The following is an 18,479-nucleotide window of genomic DNA, read 5'->3' as shown; positions in this document are numbered from 1 at the left end:
GGGATGCGCTGGCTCGTCAGAGCACACGCAGAGAATCGGCCGGATCGCGTCGGGGCGACGGGGGGAATCGTCCCGTCGAGTAGCCGAGGCGCGCAGCGAAGAACACCAGCCCTGACAAGCTGAACTCGGCCTGCAGGCGATTGCGCAGGTCGTCGTGCTGGACGACGATGCTGATCGGGTGCAGCACCAGTCCCGCGTCGGTGACGCGCAGCCAGAAGTCGGTGAGAGCCTCGCCGGCGGCGAGCAACTGTTCGTCGTCGACGGATGGAGTCGGCAGCGTCAGCATGACCACCACCGGGGTCCGCCGGACGATGGCGGCAAGCTGGCGGGCGAGGATCTCCGGGAGTCCGGTGCGGCTCAATGCCCGCATGGTGACGGGAGCCAGCACGATCCGTCGCAGGAGTGTCTGTGGACGAGACATCGGTCCGAAGAGCTGCGTGAAGGTGAATCCGTCACCGAGCTCACGTGCCTCGGCTTCGCTGCGACGGATGAACGAATGGGTCTCCCGCCAGGCTGGCGAATCCGTGAAATCCCGACTCGCATTTCTGGCGACGAACCGGGCGAATCGGCTTCGATCGGACTCGGATGTCAGCAGCCGGACGCTGATCGGCTGGGTACTGTCCGCGCTGGGGCTCTTGAGCGTATCCAACACCTCACGGGGTATGGGCCTGTCCAGATATGGGCCCCGATCGGTGTGGCGCGCCGCCGCGAGATTCCGTAGCCGCGTGAAGGATTCCGTCGGATCGTCGGTGCGCTCGAAACGGGCCAATCGCAGCGGGCGGCGGTCGGTGGGTACGCCGAGCACACCGAGATCGGCGGCGGCCGGGGTGATGACGCCCCGGACCATCCAGCCTTGCGCGGCCATCGCGCGCTCCAGCAGTCGCCAGAACAGCCCGCAGCTCAACTGCATCTCCACGTGATGGGCGGGCAGTGTCACGAGTTCGCGGGTGCGGTCGGCCATGAGCAGCAGGAACTCGCCGTCTGCGTCGGAATCGCCACACAGCGCCACGGCGCGGCGACGGGCCAGGTCACTCACCACGTGGGCCAATGCCCACGGTTGGCAGTTGTGCGAGGAGGGCGATCGCGCAGCGATAGCCGCGGCTGCCGCCAGGGCCTCGTGGAACGAAATACTCACCCGCCGAGGGGAACGCCACATCGTCATACCTGTCTCCCTGCGCTACCAGACGACTGCCAGCGAGTAGTCCGTACCCTCGATCGCCCAGGCGCGGCGTGGCCACCGCAGCCCTCGGGCCCCGTGCCGTAACCGGGGACCGGCCCGCCAGTGAAACGATCCACTCGAGTGCCAGCAGGTGAGCTGGACTTCGCGAGGGTCGATCCGCAAGCCGAATCCGAAGTACTTGAGCACCGCTTCCCGACACGCCCATCGCAGCGGAGTCCCCATCGTGTCGAGCCGTGGTCGCCAGTCGCCGGGCGCTACGGGGAGCGGGGTCCCGAGTTCGGCCACCAGTCGTGGTGCGAAAACGCGGTGGCGCTCGAGGTCGATCCCCACCGGGCCGGAAGTGCACGCGGCGACGGCGAGATGACTACTGTGCGAGATGCTGATCCCCACCGGATAGTCCACCACCGGCATCCCCGTGCGGACCCCTGAATCGACAGTCCGCACCACGATGTCGGCCGTGGCATGGAAAATGTCGAAGTGGCGCTGACAGTGCGCCTGGACCGCGTGCTTGGCCGCCACCCGACCCGCTACCCACTCGGCTTGCCGCCTCGGAATCGGTATCGTGGCCGCGTATGCCGCCTCCGCCTTCGACAAATGCGTTGTGGGGCAGGGTGAATATGTCGGCATGACGGCAACCGTCGGACCTCCGGCAGCATGGAAAATGCGCAACGGTCGCGCGGGATCGAGAATGCTGGCATCGAGTAGCGACATTTCCGAATTCTCCAGTCCGTGAACTTCGCCATTATGTCGGTATCCGCTGACGAGTCCGCTGACGTTCCGCTGACGAATGGTGGCAGTTCACCAATCGGATGCCGCGATTGCGTTATGGTTACGGAAAGTATTGACGCACTGTAGATTTCATGGGTAGCTTGGCTGGCGTTCATCCGAATCGACACAGTAGAACGGTTCGATTCGTGAGGGTTCAGTTCGCTGATCGTTCAATGATCGTTACGTAGGGGCTGGCATGAAGACCTTGTCCATGGATCCTGTTGTCACCGCGTGTAACTGGGTTGATCTCGTTGCCACGCGAGTTCGGCAATTCGGTGACCGCAGGGCATTTACCTTCCTCGCCGCGGATGGCCGAGAATCCGACACTCTCACCTATCGCGATCTCGACCGCCGTGCTCGGGTGATCGCCGATTGCCTCGCCGAACAGTTCAACCGTGGTGACCGCGTGTTGCTGCTGTACCCGGCCGGACTCGACTACGTCACAGCGTTCTTCGGCTGCCTCTATGCCGGAGTCATCGCGGTGCCGATGCCCGAAGCGGCTCGGAACCGGGTCGGGCAGATCGAGGCGGTCGCGCGAGATTGCGTCGCTGTCGCGGTGCTCACCACCTATCAGGGCGTCGTCGAACTCGATTCGCCGGGCACACATCACGCCCTCACCGGCCTGCCTCGAATCGCCACCGACGTTCTCAGGGATGCGCAGGACCCGGCACCGCGGGCGGCGATCGACGGTTCCGCTGTCGCGTACCTGCAGTACACCTCCGGTTCCACGGCCGCGCCCAAAGGCGTGATCATCGATCACGCGATGGCGCTGCATCAAAGCGCCGACATGGCGCACTGCTGGCAGGTCGGGCGGGACGACGTGATCGTGTCGTGGTTGCCACACTTCCATGACTTCGGTCACGTCACCGGTGTGCTGCTGCCCGTCTATGCCGGGTGCAGTGCCGTGCTCATGGCACCGTCGACCTTCGTCAAGAACCCGGTGCGTTGGCTCGAAGCCATCACCACATACCGTGGAACACACAGCGGTGCACCGAATTTCGCGCTCGATCTGTGTGTCGACAAGACCACGCCTCAGCAGCGCGCCGAGCTGGATCTCAGCAGCTGGCGGGCATTGAGCAATGGCGCTGAGCCGGTGCGCAAGGCATCGCTCGACCGCTTCCATGCCACGTTCGCGCCGTCCGGTCTCAGCGCGACCGCGCTCACCCCCGGATACGGTCTTGCCGAGGCGACGCTGAAGGTCACGTGTAGCAATGTGCGTGGCAGGCACGTGGCGGTGCGATTCGACCGCCAAGCCCTCGGCCTCGGAAAGGCGGAGCCGAGCGGGGCAGAAGACGGCATCGACCTCGTCGGCCTCGGCGTCACCGCGTTGTCCACCGAGTTGGCCATCGTCGATCCGGCCACGGCGTTTCGCCTGCCCGATGGCCGCGTTGGTGAGATCTGGGTATCCGGACCCGCCGTGTCGCCCGGCTATTGGCAGCGTCCCGCGGACACCGCGCAGACCTTCGGGGTCAGGATCGAGGGAGACACCAGGGACTGGTTGCGGACCGGCGACCTCGGATTCGTACACGCGGGTGAGATGTTCATCTGCGGTCGTGTGAAGAACATGATGATCGTCAATGGGGTGAACTACTACCTCGAAGATCTCGAGGGCACTCTCGCCGACGGTCACGACGGGCTGCGGGCCGGCGGTGTGCTCGCATTCGGCATATCGAAGGGCGGGCAGGAGAAGCTAGTGCTGGTCGCCGAACACCGGCCCGACAGTGGTGTCGACCCGGGCGAGTTGACCCGGGCGATGTCCGACCTCGTGGCGCGGCGTCACGGCATCGTCGCCGAGTCGGTCGTTCTCATCGCGCCCGGGACGATTCCGCGCACCACCAGCGGAAAGCTGCGCCGCCAACAGTGCCGCAACGACTTTCAGGCCGGTCGGCTGTCAGAGATATATCGCTGGGAAGGCAAGAAGACAATGACGGAAACCACCGAGAACCAGGTGCCGGGTCCATCCGGCTCCACCATGACCGAGCTCGTGCGGCTCGGTCTGATCGAACAAGTACGGGCCTGGATGGCCGACCGTCCCGGCCCCGACCAGCCGGTCCTGGATCTGAGCCGATCACTCATCGATCACGGTCTCGGCTCGGTGGACCAGATCGATCTGCATGAAAGCCTCGAGACGTGGGCGGGGCAGCGCTTCGCTCCGGAACTGCTCTGGGAGTCGGCGACCGTCGAGGACATGGTGCGGGCGATCGCCGACACCCTGAGCACCGTGACCGAGGGTGGGCGATGAGGCTTCGTTCGGTGGCGGCCGGCCTGCCGTCGCGTACCGTCACCAATGCCGACATCCTCGGCATGGTCGCCGGGCAGAGTTCGGCCTGCTTCGACGGTGATCTCGACGACACACTGCGCAAAATAGACTCCTATCTGCGCTATACGGGCTCGAACGAGCGGCGCTGGCTCGACGCGGGGGAGCGACCGCTCGATCTACTGGCGGACGCCGCGGCGACCGCACTGGATCAAGCGGACGTGCACGCGAGTGAGGTCGACCTACTGATCTACACCGGTATCGGCCGGGGCTTCATCGAGCCGGGCGGCGCCTACCACTGCGCCGCCGCGCTGGGGTTCGACAAGGCCCACTGCTTCGATATCATCGACGCCTGCATGAGCTGGACTCGCGCCGTGCAGGTGGCGGAATCGATGCTGTGCACGGGGCGATACCGCACCGCGGTGATCGTCAACGCGGAGTTCAGCTTACGAATGGGAGGTATGGTCTTCCCGCAGCTTTTCGCGCTGCCGAACGCCGCCGCCCTGGCTTCGACCTTCCCCGCATACACCCTCGGCGAGGCCGCGACGGCGACCGTAGTGAGCGCCGAGGACGACGACCCGTGGGATTTCCGGTTCCTCTCCCGTCCCGACCTGTCGCCGCTGTGCAACGTGACCCTGCCCGGCTACGAGGGATTCTGCGAACCGTCGGATAAGTTGGCCGCCAACGGTGTCGGCACCTTCAGCTCCTTCGGGGCGGAGATGCACGAAGTCGGTGCCGCCGACACGTTGGCGGTATTCCGGAGCCTGGACGTGGACGCGGAGAAGGTGTCCGCATTGTTCACCCATGCGTCGAGCAAGCGCCAGTGGCAGTTGATGGCGGACAGCGTCGGACTCGGCAATGTGATCCACCACGTATTCCCCACGACCGGGAACATCGTGTCGGCGTCGGTGCCCACCGCGATGGCCTCCGCCATCGACTCCGGTGTGCTGCAGCGCGGTGAACGTGTGGTCGGCTGGGTCGGTAGTGCCGGAATGTCCTTCGGCGCTTTCTCTTTCATTTACTGACGCCCATCGGAATCGGATTGTCACATGTTCACACATCTCGCCAAGGTCGTCGGCTGCGCGGCGCTCGGAGCCGCCGAATACTCGCTCGGGGCCGTGCGGTCGCGTGCCCGAGCCACTTCGGAACAGCGTCGGGCCGACGCGATCCTCGCCTTCCTGTTGCGGATGGGGCCTATCTACATCAAGATCGGTCAGATCGCGGCGACCAGATCGGACCTGCTGCCGGAAACCTGGGTGAACACCCTGCGCGTGCTGCAGGATCACACGCCGCACATGGCGGAGGACCGGACCCGGCGGGCGGTCGAGCGGGAACTCGGCGGCGCGATGGAGAAGACCTTCCGATCGTTCGACCTGGTGCCGATCGCCAGCGCATCCGTCGCCCAGGTGCACGTCGCCGAACTACTCGACGGCCGCAAGGTCGCGGTGAAACTGGTCAAGGACTCGGTGCCCGAGCAGATCGAGGGCAGCCTGCGTTCACTGAGTACCGCGGTACGAGCCGTGCACGCCGTGGCGTGGCCGGTGCGGAACCTCGACCTACCCAAGCGGTTCGAGGAAGTGGCGCGGCTGCTGCGGCCGCAGGCGGACATGACGCAGGAAGCGACCCAGCAGCAGCGCATCCACGCGAACTTCTCGTCCCATCCGTTCGTGCGAATCCCCGCCGTGCTACCGGAACTCGTCACCGAGCGCATGTTGGTCATGGAGTACATGGAGGGCATTCCCGGTCGGCTCGCCGACGCAGTGGGGTTCCCGCGTGAACGCCTCGCGCAGCGGCTGCAGGACGTGATCTACACCATGCTGTACATGCACGGCATCTGCCATGGTGATCCGCATCCGGGCAATGTGATGTTCACTCCCGCAGGGGAAGTCATCCTGGTGGACTACGGCGTGACAGCCGAGCTCAGTGAGGACGAGAAATGGGGATTGTCCTCCTTCTATTACGCGTGCAGCCGCAAGGAGTGGACGATCGCAGTCGACCGCTTCACCCGCCATTTCGTGCTCTCCGCACCAACCCTGACCACGCAGTACGCGTCCTATGAGGCCGAGATGGTAGGGGTATTGCGCCATCATTTCGACGTCTCGAGCAACCGGTGGTCGACCGTCGCGTACTTCAACGATGTCAACGCCGTACTGCAGCGGTACGATTCGCGGTACACGACCACGTTCACCAAGGTGGAATTGGTCTTCCTCTCCGGCGAGGGTTTCGCGACCCAGATAGATCCGGAGATCGATATCTGGGCCAACGCCAGCAAGTTCACCGACCGCTACTCGCCCTACATGAGTACCGAGGTGGAACAGCGGTTCGAAGCCGAGTTCCAGGATCAGATGCCCCGGTCGCTGGCCATGCGCGACCGGGCGCAGGCGACGCTCGTCGCGCCGACGCACATCGACCGCTACTTCTTCCCGAGCAGCTTCCCCGTGTTCGTCGCCGAGGCCGCCGGCGGCAGTGTCACCGACTGCGATGGCAACAGCTTCATCGACCTGTCCGGCGGTTATGGGCCGCACCTGCTCGGCTATGCGCATCCGGAAATCAATGCGGTGATCGCGAGTGGTCTTGCCAGGGGGCTCGTGAACGGCATCGGCAACGCACCGGAACTCGAGTTGGCCGAGAAGCTGGTCGAGGCCTTCCCTGCCGCGGAAAAGGCGGTGTTGTGCAATTCGGGTACCGAATCGGTCCTGTTCGCCATTCGGATGGCGCGCGGATACCGGCGCCGGACCCGGGTGGCCAAGTTCGAGGGGCACTACCACGGGTTCTCCGATCAGGCGATGGTCAGTTCGTGGTTCCGATTCTCCGGTCCCAGGGACCGGCCCGAGCCGGTGGCCGGAACTCTCGGCACGGATCCGGCCACGGTCGCGGGCACCACCGTGCTGCAGTACGGCGATATCGCCGGGCTCACGCGGCTGCGAGAGCAGGCCGACGAGTTGGCCTGTGTTCTCCTCGAACCCATGCCGACCTCGGTGGTCACGCTGCACGTGGACTTCTTGCGCGAATTGCGGGCCCTGTGCACCGAACTCGATATCCCGTTGATCTTCGACGAGGTGGTTTCCGGGTTCCGGGTCGCCTACGGCGGTGCGCAGGTGCTGGCCGACGTGCACCCCGATCTCACCTGCCTCGGCAAGGTGATCGGTGGCGGGCTGCCCTGCGGGGCGGTGATCGGCAAGCGCCATCTGATCGATATGGCCAAGAGTTCCCAGGATCCGTTCTACGACTACGAGAACAAAGTGTTCGCGGGGGGCACTCTGAGTGGCAATTCGCTCACGTGCACAGCCGGTCTCGCAGTATTGGACCACCTGGATGCGCACCGCGAAATCTACTCGCAACTCGACACCAATACCGAGTACCTCGCGCAACTGATGCGCGAGGCCGCGCAGTCGCGTGGTATCGCATGCCGAATCAATGCACGGCACTCGATATTCTCCTTGAACTTCAGCCACCGTGCCGCTGGCCTGTACCGGGAACGGATGGGGGGCAGCAACTTCAAGGCGACGATCGCGCTGGCATACTACATGCGCAAGCATTATGTCTATCTGCCCGAGATGCACAGCTTCTTGATCAGCGCCGCGCACGATAACGAGGATCTCGACCAGATCGCGCACGCCTTCGAGAAGAGCCTCGACGAGATGCTGGCAGACCAGCTTTTCGTCACCTAGGAGTGATGGTGTGGCGGCGCTATGCGCCACCGCACCCTCGCGAACCACTCACCGCGGTACGCACTTCTACCCCGTCAGCGTATCGCGGTGAGTGCTGGGTGGGTCCGGCGGAGCGAATGTGAGCCGTTCCAACAACGACAATGCCTCGGTGACCGTCGCCAGTTCTGTCTCGCTCAGCTGCTCGGTCAGGACGCGGGTGAGGACGCGATCCGCGGCCGTGGCCCGCCTCCCACGTACCCAGCCGCGTCCCTCGGTGGTGAGCGCGAACATGTTTCGACGGGCGTCGACGCTGTCGCGTACGCCCACGACGAGGCCGCGGGTGCGGAGGCCGTCGACGAGGTTGCGGATCGTCTGGGGTTTGAGTCGTTCGCTCTTCGCGAGGTCGGCCGACGACAGCGCACCGTTGCGCCCGAGACGGCCGAGAATCGATACCTGTGTGGGGGACAGTTCCGCGACGGCGGTGCTATCGCGCGTGCGGTGCACTATCAGTCCGGAGATTATCCGAAGCCGTGCTGCCATTTCGGTCGGGTCGACGCGGCCCGGCGGCTCCGGGCCCACGTGGGGGAGTCCGGCCCCTCGGTCGGAAACGGTATGCGACCCTGCTCTTTCGGTTCCCGGTGAGTGGGTACCGCTGTAGTGGTAGTGGAGGCGGGGGGACGGATTCGTCATCGCGATCCTCTGCAGCGGAAGTGCGGGTGTCGGCCGCTCTCGGCGACGCCCTGGTCGGATTCTCTTCTCAGCGTGACAATCACTCAGCTCGGCACGGCTCCGGGCGTGGTGCGACGAGCCCGGACAGCGCTCGGTGTCCGGCCCCACCATCTGCGACAGCACCGGGTGAACACGGATGGACTCGACAAGCCGAGCCGGCGTGCGATCTCACCCATGGGCACGTCGGTCACGGTCAGATAGCGGTGTGCCTCCCGTCTGCGCACGTCGTCGACTATGGCGGTCAGGCTGGTTCCTTCTTGTTCGAGCCTGCGTTGCAGTGTGCGTCGGTGTGCGCGCAACGTATCGGCGACCATGCCCAGGTCTGGGACGGTGTATCCGAGCATGCGCGCAACCACGGCCGCGACCTGCGGCGACAGCTCAGCGCGTGCTTCGGGGAGTTGTCGGTCGAGCGTGGTCAGAGCGAGTTCACGCACCTGTCTCTCGGCGGTCTCGGCGATAGGCCAGGTCAGCACGGAGTGGGGGATACGGAACAGCGCTGCGGGTCGACGATCCCGCACCGGAGCCTCGAAGAAGCTCTCGTACATCGAAAACGGCGCGGGTGCCTGGTAGGGCAACTCGACGCTGCGCAGCCCATAACTGCGGCCCGCCAGCGCCGTGAGGATTCGATGTATCAAGCCCAGGTCGAAGTCGTTGGCCTGGCGGCTTCGACGATCGTAGGTCGGTGGGCCGTAGCGGAGCGCGACAACGCCCTGAGCCTGATAGGGGTCAGGGACCACGACGATGCGTAACGACCGGCCGTGCCTGGACAGTTGTTGCGAGGCCGCGTGCAGCGCGCCCGACAGCGTCGAGGAACTGTGCAACGCCGTCGCCAGGGCGATCGGCATCACTCCTGGATCGTCTCCCAATTCGTTGACAATCGGTCGGAATGCTTGCGAGGACGCGGATCTGGCTACGGAAGTATCGGCCATACGTGACAGCATATGGCGCACTGGGTGAAATTGGCCCGAGTACTCGCAGTGACTCGTCACAACGATATGTGCGGGATATCGATATCTCGCACAGCAATGGCAACTACGCTGTGTCGCAAACTATTTCGCTGCTAACGTTCGCCCGGTGAATTCGAACCCGGCGCACTTGCGGTCATCTATTGATTCCGCCTCCAGCCAGGTCGGCAATATCTTCGTGCTATCGAACGATGTGCTGCGCAAAACATTCAAACGGCCTTTTCAGTTTCGGGAGTTCATCGAGCAATCGTGGTTCGTCGCGAGTGTTTCGATTCTGCCCAGCGCACTGGTCGCCATCCCATTCGGCGCCGTGGTGGCACTGCAGACGGGATCGCTGATCAAACAGCTCGGCGCCGAATCCTTCACGGGTGCGACCAGTGTGCTGGCCACCGTCCAGCAGGCCGCCCCGGTCGTGACGGCTTTGATCATCGCGGGAGCTGCCGGCTCCGCGGTGGCGGCCGATCTCGGCTCGCGCACCATCCGCGAGGAGATCGACGCCATGGAGGTCCTCGGCATCGATCCCATCCAACGGCTCGTGGTGCCACGAGTGCTCGCGATGATGTTGGTCGCGCTGCTGCTCAACGGACTGGTGTCGGTGGTCGGCATCGCGGGCGGCTACTTCTACAACGTCCTCCTGCAGGGGGGGACGCCGGGTGCGTACCTGGCCTCGTTCTCCGCGCTGGCGCAGCTACCCGATCTGTGGGTCGGGGAGATCAAGGCGCTGCTGTTCGGGTTCATCGCCGGCGTGATCGCCTCGTACAAGGGCCTGCGTCCCAGCGGGGGGCCGAAGGGCGTGGGCGAAGCCGTGAATCAGTCGGTGGTCATCACCTTCATGGTGCTCTTCTTCGTGAACCTGTTGGTGACGCTGGTCTATCTCCAACTCGTTCCCGCCAAGGGGGCATGACGAATGGCGACGAAGTATCAACCACCGCTGCTCGCGCGGTCGTCCCGGCGACTCGGCGGAATCGTTCGAGCGCCCGTCAATGTGGTGGACCAGGCGGGCGAGCAGATGTCGTTCTACGCCCGCACCGTCGCCTGGATCCCGCGCACCGTCGTGCACTACCGCAAGGAGGTCATGCGGTTGTTGGCCGAGGTGACCTTCGGGACCGGTGCACTCGCGGTGATCGGCGGCACCATCGGTGTCATCGTGTTCATGTCCGGATCGGTCGGCGTCGTCGTGGGGCTACAGGGATTCAAGGCGCTCGATACGCTCGGCAGTGCCACCTTGACCGGCTTCCTCACCGGCTATATCAACACTCGTGAGATCGCGCCTCTGGTTGCGGCGTTGGCGCTCTCGGCGACGGTAGGCTGTGGCTTCACCGCGCAATTGGGCGCCATGCGGATCTCCGAGGAAATCGACGCGCTCGAGGTCATGGCGGTGCCGAGTGTGCCTTTCCTCGTGTCCACCAGGGTCATCGCTGGTTTCGTCGCGGTGATACCGCTGTACATCGTCGGGCTGCTCGGTACGTTCGTTGCCTCTCGGCTGATCAGCATCTGGTTCAACGGCCAGTCCAGTGGTGCCTACGACCATTATTTCGGACTATTCCTGCCACCGCAGGATGTCCTGTACTCGTTCCTCAAGGTACTGGTCTTCGCGTTCGTCATCATCCTGGTGCACTGCTATTACGGCTTCCATGCCACCGGCGGGCCCGCAGGGGTCGGTGTAGCGGTCGGCAGAGCGGTGCGTGCGGCCATCGTGCTGGTCAACGTGCTGGACCTATTTCTCGGCCTCGCCCTGTGGGGCACGACAACCACCGTCAGGATCGCTGGATGAGCAGGGAGTTCACGCATTGAGTAGGACCAGGAAGACGCGTGTCCGGTTAGCGGGTATCGCATTCTTCGCGATGGCTGGCCTGTTTCTGTCGACCACCGTCGCGGTGTACAACAAGACCTTCGTCCGCACCGTCGAGGTGACGCTCCTTACCGACAGCGCCGGAAACGCATTGGGCCGCAACGCGGATGTCAAGGTTCGCGGCGTCACGGTCGGTGAGGTGCGGTCCAGCCGCTCCGAACGGGGGCAGGTGCGGGTGCATCTGGCGATCGACCCGGACAAGGCCGGCTGGATTCCGGCGAACGCGACCGCTCGACTGTTGCCGAAGACGCTGTTCGGGGAACGGTATGTGGCGCTGGTCATTCCGGATGAACCGAGCACAGCTCGCCTGACCGACGGCGTCACCCTGCAGCAGGACCGCAGTGGCAATGCCATCGAGGTCAGCAAGCTGCTGGATGATCTGATGCCCTTGCTGGCGGCCATCCCGCCGCAGGATCTCGCCGCGGTGCTGGGTGCGCTCTCGCAGGCGCTGTCGGGTCAGGGCGAGGCGCTGGGATCGACGGTGGACAAGCTCGACACCATTTTCAGCGATGTGAACGCGGTGATGCCGGAACTGCGAGAGGGCTTGCAGCGCTTCGCCACAGTAGCGGATACCTATTCCGATGCCGCCCCGCAACTGGTCGAGGCGCTGGACAACTTCCGCACCACCAATGCGACCGTCGTCGAGCGTCGCGCCGATATCGAGAATCTGTACGCGGTCGTGACACCGAGCTCGTTGACGCTCGCCGACTTCCTGATCGCCAACCGCGACAACATCATCGATGTGGCTGCCGATTCGCGTCCGGCGATGGAGAAGCTCGCCAAGTTCGCTCCGACATACGCCTGTACCTTGGCGAACTTCGCGCAGATCAAGCCGCGTATCGACGAGCTCTTCGGCAAGGGCACGGATATGCCGGGAACCAGGGTGACGATCGAACTCGTCAACAATCGCGGGCGGTATCTGCCCAATCAGGACGAGCCGCGCTGGTTCGACGACCGCGGCCCGTGGTGCCTGCCCGAACTGCCCCTCGGCATCGACCCGGGGCAATACCCGAGCGGACCCCCGAACGACGGCGCCTACCAACCGCCCAGCCGCAATCCCGGCGATCAGACCACCGGTTATCTGCCGGAACCGCAGCTTCGAGTGTTCCCCGCCGGACAGCAGCCCACCTTGGCCGGCTCACCGGGCGAGCAGGACTCACTCGGCGCGATCTACGGTGCGGCGCACGATGTTTCCCCGGAGTCCGTGCCCGGTTGGCTGACTCGGGCCGTCGCGCCCGCTTTCCGTGGCAGTGAGGTGAGTTTCCGATGAAAGGACGTTTACGCGGCCTGGGAGGCCCATTCGTCAAACTGACCGTCTTCGTGATGGTGACGCTGTTCGCGACCGCCGTCCTGGCACTGTCGATCGCCAACTACACCGGTGGTGGCACAGTGTTCAAGGCCCGGTTCACCGACGTCACTTCGCTCGTGCCCGGCGACGAGGTGCGCATCGCGGGTGTGCGGGTGGGCAAGGTCACCGAGGTCGGGATCGTGCACCGGCGTGAAGCCGAAGTGGAGTTCGAACTACACGACCGCAACTGGCTGCCGGCCTCGACCACTGCGTCGATCCGATACCGAAACCTGGTGGGGCAGAGATACATCGCGCTCGAGCAAGGCGCCGGCGAACAGGGCGGCAAGCTGAACGCCGGAGCCACCATCGGGTTGGATCGCACCCGGCCCGCACTGAATCTGACAACGCTGTTCAACGGATTCCGTCCGCTGTTCCGCACGCTCACCGCGGACGATGTGAACAAGCTGTCCTACGAGATCATCCAGGTCTTTCAAGGGGAGCAGGGCACCATCCACGACCTGGTGGCCACGACGGCATCGCTGACCAACAAGATCGCCGACAAGGACGCGGTGATCGGGAATCTGGTGCGCGATCTGACCGCGGTGCTCACCGCCGTCAGCGAACGCGACGATCAGTTCGACCAACTCATCGTGAACACCGAAGCGTTGGTGAGCGGATTGTCCGCTGAACGCGACACGGTCGGCCGGTCGGTGACTTCGATGGGGAACCTGGCCGCGGCCACCGCGGACCTGCTGGTACCGGTACGCCCGAATCTGCAGGGTGCGATCGCGGGCTTGAATGAACTCACCGGCACTCTGAACGAGCGTTCCGACGAAGTGAACGCGGCACTGGAGACCCTGCCGGTGAAGATGGAGAAGCTCGGGCGCGTAGGCAGCTACGGCGGGTGGTTCCAGTTCTATCTCTGCGGTCTCGACATTCAGCTCGGCACCGGTGCCCAGGACGCTCCGCATCTCAACCTGCCCACGATGCCGACGATCAACCAGCCCGTGTACACGAACACGGCCCCTCGATGCCACGGGAAGGCCCGCTGATGGAGTATCGGATATTGCAGCGCGGTCGACGCAGTACCGCCACGGTGGGCCGACTCGGTATCGGCGTGGTGCTGTTGGCCGTGGCCGCCGTCTTCTTCCTCGATCGGGTGCCCTTCCTCGGGGCGGGCACGAGCTACACCGCGGAGTTCTCCGAAGCCGCCGGCTTGAAGAAGGGGAATGAGGTCCGCATCGCGGGGGTGAAGGTCGGCCAGGTATCGGACGTGTATCTCGACGGCGACAAGGTGCTCGTCGATTTCCGCACCTCCGGCGCGTGGATCGGCGATGAGACCACCGCCTCTATCCAGATCAAGACACTGCTCGGTCAGAAGTATCTGGCGCTGGACCCCAGAGGACTGAATCCGGCCGACCCGGATACGCCGATCCCGTTGTCGCGCACCCTGTCTCCCTACGACGTCGTCGACGCGTTCACCGACGCCGCCGCCAAATTCGATCAGATCGACACCGCGCAGCTGGCCGGCAGCATGCAGGTGCTCTCGGAGGCATTCGCGACCACGCCGACCGAGATCCGCGGATCGATCGACGGTATCGCTCGGCTCTCGTCGACCATCGCCAGCCGCGACGAGCAGTTGCTGAAGATGTTCGACGCGCTCCGGGGCACCACGGCGGTGCTGGCGGACCGCAATGCCGAATTCGAGCGGTTGCTCGGGTCCGGCGGGGTATTGCTCGCCGAGCTGAACTTCCGTCAGCAGGCCATCCGCCAATTGCTGACCGGCGCTGAGACATTGGCCGCCGAACTGAGTGCACTGGTGAAGGACAACGAGGAGCAGATGGGCACGGCCCTGACCAACCTGCGTACCGCGATCGGAACCTTGAACGACAACCAGGCCAACATCGCCAAGACCCTGGAGCTCGCCGCGCCGTTCTATGAGCTCTACGCCAATGTGATGGGAAACGGCAGGTGGTTCGAAGCCGTCATCGTGAACCTCTCGCCGCCCGCGTTGCCGGAGATTCCCGGTGTCCGGCCGCCGATCCGCACCATCGGAGGTAACTGACATGGTCCGTAGGATTCGATCCCTGCCCGGTATCGCCCTCGCCGTGGTCGTGGTCCTGGTCGCGGCCGCCGCGCTGTCGTGGGGATACGGCCGGATAACCAGCACCCGGATCACCGCCTATTTCGATCGGACGGTCGGGATCTACGAGGGTTCGGATGTTCGGATCCTCGGAGTACCGGTGGGTTCGGTGGAGTCCGTGCAGCCGATCGGTGAGCAGGTGAAGGTGACGCTGCGGGTCGAGCGCCGCTTCGATATTCCAGCGGACGCCAGCGCAGCCCTGGTCACCCCCTCGGTGGTCTCGGATCGCTACATCCAAATCACCCCGGTCTATCGCGGCGGCCCCACCATGGAAAGCGGTGCCACCATCCCCCGCGAGCGGACCGTGACGCCGGTGGAGGTCGATCAGCTGTACGAGAGCATCACCGAACTGTCGGAGGCTCTCGGACCCAATGGCGCCAATCGCGAAGGCGCGGTGAACCAGCTCGTTCGAACCGGAGCGGCGAATCTCGCGGGTAACGGTGCGGCGATGGCCGACAGCATCACGCAGCTCTCCCGTGCGGCACACACGCTGTCGGATTCGCGGGGCGACATCGTCGAGACGGTGAAGAACCTGCAGATCTTCGTCTCCATGCTGACGGCCAACGATCAGCAAGTACGCGAATTCAACAGCCAGCTGGCGGATCTGTCGGGATTCCTGGCCGGCGAACGCGAAAGTCTCGGTAACGCACTGAACCTGCTCTCGATCGCCCTCGGCGATGTCGCCGGTTTCGTGTCGGACAACAGGGAAAAGATCGCGGACAACGCGGATGCGTTGACCGCTTTGACCAAGAATCTTGCCGATCACCGAGACGATATCGCGGCGGCTCTGCCGGTCATCCCGGTAGCGATGAGCAATGTGATCGGCATCCACAACGGTGAAGCCGGCACCCTGGACATGCGGTCCAATTTCCAGGACCAGTTACAGGATCCATTCGGGACGATCTGCAAGTTCATGGATCTGGGCAAACTGATGCCCGGCAACCCGACTTTCGACGAGGTCAGCCGACAGCTACGGCCGCTGCTCGACCACTGCGCGACGATCGCGGACTCGCTCGCCGCGGCGGTGAAATCGCCGATGATCTTGCCGTTCGGCATTCTCAGCAATGAGAACCTGCAGCGCGATCCGGTGCCCGGGACGGTGCCCGGAACCCCCTCCAATCAACTTCCGCCCTCGGAACAGGGAGATCGATGATGAGCGGAATTCGCCGCACCGCACGCGGTTTCGTCACCGCTGTGGTGATCGCGGTGACGGCCGCGGGCGTGAGTTCGTGCGCCTCCGACGGCATCTACAGCGTCGCGTTGCCCGGCGGGGCGGATATCGGCGCCAATCCGATGAGTATCGAGATCGAGTTTGACGACGTGCTCGACCTGGTGCCGCAATCCGCGGTGAAGGTCGACGGCGTACCGGTCGGCCGGGTCGAGGAGATCGCGCTCGCCGCGGATATGTGGACCGCCAGCGTCCGTGTCGTGGTGAATCGCTCGGTCGATCTGCCCGCGAACGCGCGCGCCGAGGTACGGCAATCGAACTTGCTCGGTGAGAAGTACATCGAGCTGACCGGGCCCGTGGAGGGCGCAGATACCGCGCGACTGACCGACGGATCGGTGATCCCGGTCTCCAGTACGCGTCACGCGACCGAGGTCGAGCAGGTACTCGGCGCGATGTCGCTGCTCGTCAACGGTGGTGGCGTGGCTCAGTTGCAGCCCATTGTCACCGAGCTGAACAAGGCGCTCGGCGGGCGCGAGGACAAGGTACGTTCCCTGCTCGAGCAGGCCAACACCCTGATCGCCGGATTGAACGAACAGGTGCATGACATCACGGCGGCTATCGATGGCCTCGCCACGTTGAGCGGGCGGGTGAGCGCCCAGACCGACCAGATCGGCGCCATGCTCGACGAGCTGCCCGAGGGGATCGGGATCCTCGAAGAGCAGCGGCCCCAGCTGGTGTCGCTGTTGACTCAGCTGGACCGCGTCGGACAGGCCGGGTTCGATGTGCTGAACACCGCTAAGGACGACTTGATCAAGGATCTGTCCGCGCTGCGGCCCATCCTGCAGGAATTGGCGAAAGGCGCTGGCGATCTGGTCACGGGGCTGCCGCTCTTTCCCACCTATCCGTTCCCGGACGCGGCGCTCGAGAGCACCTTCGGTGGATCGGTCAACACCTGGCTCTCGGTCGATATGGAGATCGGCGTTCTGATGAGCAATTTCGGCGTGGGCAAACCCGAACCGGTCTACACCCCGCCACCGTTCGGCCCGCCGGTTACGGTGAACCCGACGAATCCGTACTACAACGGCAATGGTCCGCGTCCCGGGTGGCCCACGATCACCCTGCTGCCGACGTTGCCCGTGCCGCCGTTGCCCACCCTGCCGGGCGTACTGACGCCGCTGCTGGAAAACCTCGGGGTGGTCCCCGCTCCCGCTGATGAAAGTGGTCCGCGATGACTCGTCTGGTTCGTTATCAGCTGATCGCCTTCGTGGTGATCGCCGTGGTCGGGATCAGTTATGTCGGTGCCAGGTATGTGCGGCTGGACGAGATGTTCGGGTTCGGCGTCTATCACGTACGGGTCGAGGCGGCTCAGACCGGCGGCCTCTACCAGGGGGCGGAGGTGACATACCGCGGGGTCCCGGTGGGGCGCGTCGGCGAACTCGAGCTGACCGAGGAGGGTGTGGCGATGCGGCTCGACATCAGCTCGGGCGCACCCCGGATACCGGCGTCGGCGACCGCCGTGGTCGCGAGCCGCTCGGCCATCGGCGAGCAATACCTGGACCTGCAGCCCGACAGCCCGAATGGACCCTTCCTGCACGATAATTCGGTGATCCACGGTGCAGTGACACCGGTTCCGGTCGAGGACTTGCTCGCCAGCGTGGACCACTTCACCGAGTCGGTCGACCTGGCCGCCCTGCACACCACCATCACCGAACTCGGCAAGGCCTTCGATGGCAAGGGCGATGATATGCAGATTCTCGTGCAGTCGCTGAACAACATCACCACCGACTTCCACACGGCGTTGCCGCAGACCATCCAGCTGATCCGTGACGGTAGGACCGCACTCGGCACCCAGGCCGAGCAGTCGGGTGCTATCCGGGAGTTCAGCGAGGGCCTCGACCAGCTCACCGCGCAATTGCGTGACAGTGACCCGGATGTGCGCCGTCTGATCGGCACCGGCGCTGAGGCAGGTGAGCAGATCGAAGGACTGGTGACCGACAGTGGTCCGGATCTCACCGAGAATCTGACCTCGCTACGTACGCTACTGAAGACAGTGTCGCCGAAATTTTATGCGCTGCAACCAATTCTCATGATGATGCCACCAATCTCGTTCGGCGGATCGGCCGCCGCGCCCGGTGACGGCACCACGCATTTCGGCTACGTCTTCGAGCTGAACTATCCGCCCGCCTGCTCGGTCGGTTACGAGGGGACGCACCAGATCCTGGCGGATATGAAGGCCGCGAATCCGGACTTCGACGATACTGTGGACGACTTTCCGTTCAATGCCGACGCCAAATGCACCGTGCCTTTCGGTAATCCGACCGGCGTACGAGGTGGAGCGCGGGCCGAGTACGCCGATCCGAGCATCCCGCAACCATGGGACAACACCCCGAAAACCGACCCGGACAAGCTCGATGTGAGCCCGATCGCCATTCAGGTGGCGACTCTGCTCGGGGTCACGCCGAAGCGGTGACCGACGACC

General features: G+C 64.5%; 14 protein-coding genes. 11 read left to right on the top strand and 3 right to left on the bottom strand.

Features of this window, described 5'->3' with window-relative positions:
• Nucleotides 1-16 precede the first annotated feature (16 nt).
• Nucleotides 17-1,135, bottom strand: a complete 1,119-nt coding sequence (locus tag QJS31_RS02400; protein ID WP_306355845.1) for a nitroreductase family protein — start codon at nt 1,133-1,135, stop codon at nt 17-19.
• 1,009 nt (nt 1,136-2,144) lie between these two features.
• On the opposite strand from QJS31_RS02400, the gene QJS31_RS02395 reads away from it, so the two are divergent.
• From QJS31_RS02395 to QJS31_RS02385, 3 genes are read left to right on the top strand one after another with little or no spacing between them, the layout of a single operon-like run.
• Nucleotides 2,145-4,190, top strand: coding sequence for an AMP-binding protein (locus QJS31_RS02395; protein WP_282776702.1), 2,046 nt, complete (start codon nt 2,145-2,147; stop codon nt 4,188-4,190).
• Nucleotides 4,187-5,230: a 3-oxoacyl-[acyl-carrier-protein] synthase III C-terminal domain-containing protein gene (locus QJS31_RS02390; protein ID WP_306355844.1), complete on the top strand. Its 1,044-nt coding sequence runs from the start codon at nt 4,187-4,189 to the stop codon at nt 5,228-5,230. The genes QJS31_RS02395 and QJS31_RS02390 overlap by 4 nt, the downstream gene beginning before the upstream one ends.
• Nucleotides 5,231-5,254: 24 nt before the next feature.
• Entirely contained in the window at nt 5,255-7,876 is a 2,622-nt protein-coding gene (locus QJS31_RS02385; protein ID WP_306355843.1) for an aminotransferase class III-fold pyridoxal phosphate-dependent enzyme, read from the top strand.
• 66 nt (nt 7,877-7,942) lie between these two features.
• On the opposite strand, the gene QJS31_RS02380 is transcribed toward QJS31_RS02385, so the two are convergent.
• Both QJS31_RS02380 and QJS31_RS02375 read right to left on the bottom strand, forming a co-directional pair.
• Nucleotides 7,943-8,395, bottom strand: coding sequence for a MarR family winged helix-turn-helix transcriptional regulator (locus QJS31_RS02380; RefSeq protein ID WP_306355842.1), 453 nt, complete (start codon nt 8,393-8,395; stop codon nt 7,943-7,945).
• A gap of 233 nt (nt 8,396-8,628) precedes the next feature.
• Nucleotides 8,629-9,513, bottom strand: coding sequence for an AraC family transcriptional regulator (locus tag QJS31_RS02375; RefSeq protein ID WP_306355841.1), 885 nt, complete (start codon nt 9,511-9,513; stop codon nt 8,629-8,631).
• Between the two features lie 145 nt (nt 9,514-9,658).
• Here QJS31_RS02375 and QJS31_RS02370 point away from each other — a divergent pair, with 145 nt between their 5' ends.
• From QJS31_RS02370 to QJS31_RS02335, 8 genes are read left to right on the top strand one after another with little or no spacing between them, the layout of a single operon-like run.
• The gene (locus QJS31_RS02370) at nt 9,659-10,453 is read left to right on the top strand and encodes an MlaE family ABC transporter permease (RefSeq protein WP_372341515.1); all 795 of its coding nucleotides are present in this window, start codon (nt 9,659-9,661) and stop codon (nt 10,451-10,453) included.
• Between the two features lie 3 nt (nt 10,454-10,456).
• Nucleotides 10,457-11,323 (top strand): ABC transporter permease, encoded by an 867-nt coding sequence (locus tag QJS31_RS02365; RefSeq protein WP_282776694.1) that lies wholly within the window; start codon nt 10,457-10,459, stop codon nt 11,321-11,323.
• Nucleotides 11,316-12,671, top strand: coding sequence for an MCE family protein (locus QJS31_RS02360; protein ID WP_372341528.1), 1,356 nt, complete (start codon nt 11,316-11,318; stop codon nt 12,669-12,671). The genes QJS31_RS02365 and QJS31_RS02360 overlap by 8 nt, the downstream gene beginning before the upstream one ends.
• Nucleotides 12,668-13,741 carry an MCE family protein gene (locus QJS31_RS02355; RefSeq protein ID WP_282776691.1) on the top strand — a complete coding sequence of 358 codons (1,074 nt, stop codon included), beginning with the start codon at nt 12,668-12,670 and terminating at the stop codon, nt 13,739-13,741. Before QJS31_RS02360 ends, QJS31_RS02355 begins: the two co-directional genes overlap by 4 nt.
• Entirely contained in the window at nt 13,741-14,754 is a 1,014-nt protein-coding gene (locus QJS31_RS02350) for an MCE family protein (protein ID WP_282776689.1), read from the top strand. The genes QJS31_RS02355 and QJS31_RS02350 overlap by 1 nt, the downstream gene beginning before the upstream one ends.
• Before the next feature lies 1 nt (nt 14,755).
• Nucleotides 14,756-15,985, top strand: a complete 1,230-nt coding sequence (locus QJS31_RS02345) for an MCE family protein (RefSeq protein ID WP_282776688.1) — start codon at nt 14,756-14,758, stop codon at nt 15,983-15,985.
• Nucleotides 15,985-17,232, top strand: coding sequence for an MCE family protein (locus tag QJS31_RS02340; RefSeq protein ID WP_282776686.1), 1,248 nt, complete (start codon nt 15,985-15,987; stop codon nt 17,230-17,232). The genes QJS31_RS02345 and QJS31_RS02340 overlap by 1 nt, the downstream gene beginning before the upstream one ends.
• Nucleotides 17,229-18,470 carry an MCE family protein gene (locus tag QJS31_RS02335; protein WP_282776684.1) on the top strand — a complete coding sequence of 414 codons (1,242 nt, stop codon included), beginning with the start codon at nt 17,229-17,231 and terminating at the stop codon, nt 18,468-18,470. Before QJS31_RS02340 ends, QJS31_RS02335 begins: the two co-directional genes overlap by 4 nt.
• Nucleotides 18,471-18,479: the final 9 nt, after the last annotated feature.

Origin of the sequence: Nocardia sp. CC213A, assembly GCF_030766805.1 — a bacterium.
Lineage (GTDB): Bacteria > Actinomycetota > Actinomycetes > Mycobacteriales > Mycobacteriaceae > Nocardia > Nocardia otitidiscaviarum.
The sequence above is the reverse complement of the archived record's forward strand: the minus strand, read 5'-3'. Positions and strand labels throughout refer to the sequence as shown.

Excerpts from the sequence above, each read along its gene's own strand:
- QJS31_RS02395 (WP_282776702.1), top strand. The coding sequence starts at position 2,145 with ATGAAGACCTTGTCCATGGATCCTGTTGTCACCGCGTGTAACTGGGTT.
- QJS31_RS02390 (WP_306355844.1), top strand. The coding sequence starts at position 4,187 with ATGAGGCTTCGTTCGGTGGCGGCCGGCCTGCCGTCGCGTACCGTCACC.
- QJS31_RS02385 (WP_306355843.1), top strand. The coding sequence starts at position 5,255 with ATGTTCACACATCTCGCCAAGGTCGTCGGCTGCGCGGCGCTCGGAGCC.
- QJS31_RS02380 (WP_306355842.1), bottom strand. The coding sequence starts at position 8,395 with ATGGCAGCACGGCTTCGGATAATCTCCGGACTGATAGTGCACCGCACG.
- QJS31_RS02375 (WP_306355841.1), bottom strand. The coding sequence starts at position 9,513 with ATGGCCGATACTTCCGTAGCCAGATCCGCGTCCTCGCAAGCATTCCGA.
- QJS31_RS02365 (WP_282776694.1), top strand. The coding sequence starts at position 10,457 with ATGGCGACGAAGTATCAACCACCGCTGCTCGCGCGGTCGTCCCGGCGA.
- QJS31_RS02355 (WP_282776691.1), top strand. The coding sequence starts at position 12,668 with ATGAAAGGACGTTTACGCGGCCTGGGAGGCCCATTCGTCAAACTGACC.
- QJS31_RS02350 (WP_282776689.1), top strand. The coding sequence starts at position 13,741 with ATGGAGTATCGGATATTGCAGCGCGGTCGACGCAGTACCGCCACGGTG.
- QJS31_RS02345 (WP_282776688.1), top strand. The coding sequence starts at position 14,756 with ATGGTCCGTAGGATTCGATCCCTGCCCGGTATCGCCCTCGCCGTGGTC.
- QJS31_RS02340 (WP_282776686.1), top strand. The coding sequence starts at position 15,985 with ATGAGCGGAATTCGCCGCACCGCACGCGGTTTCGTCACCGCTGTGGTG.
- QJS31_RS02335 (WP_282776684.1), top strand. The coding sequence starts at position 17,229 with ATGACTCGTCTGGTTCGTTATCAGCTGATCGCCTTCGTGGTGATCGCC.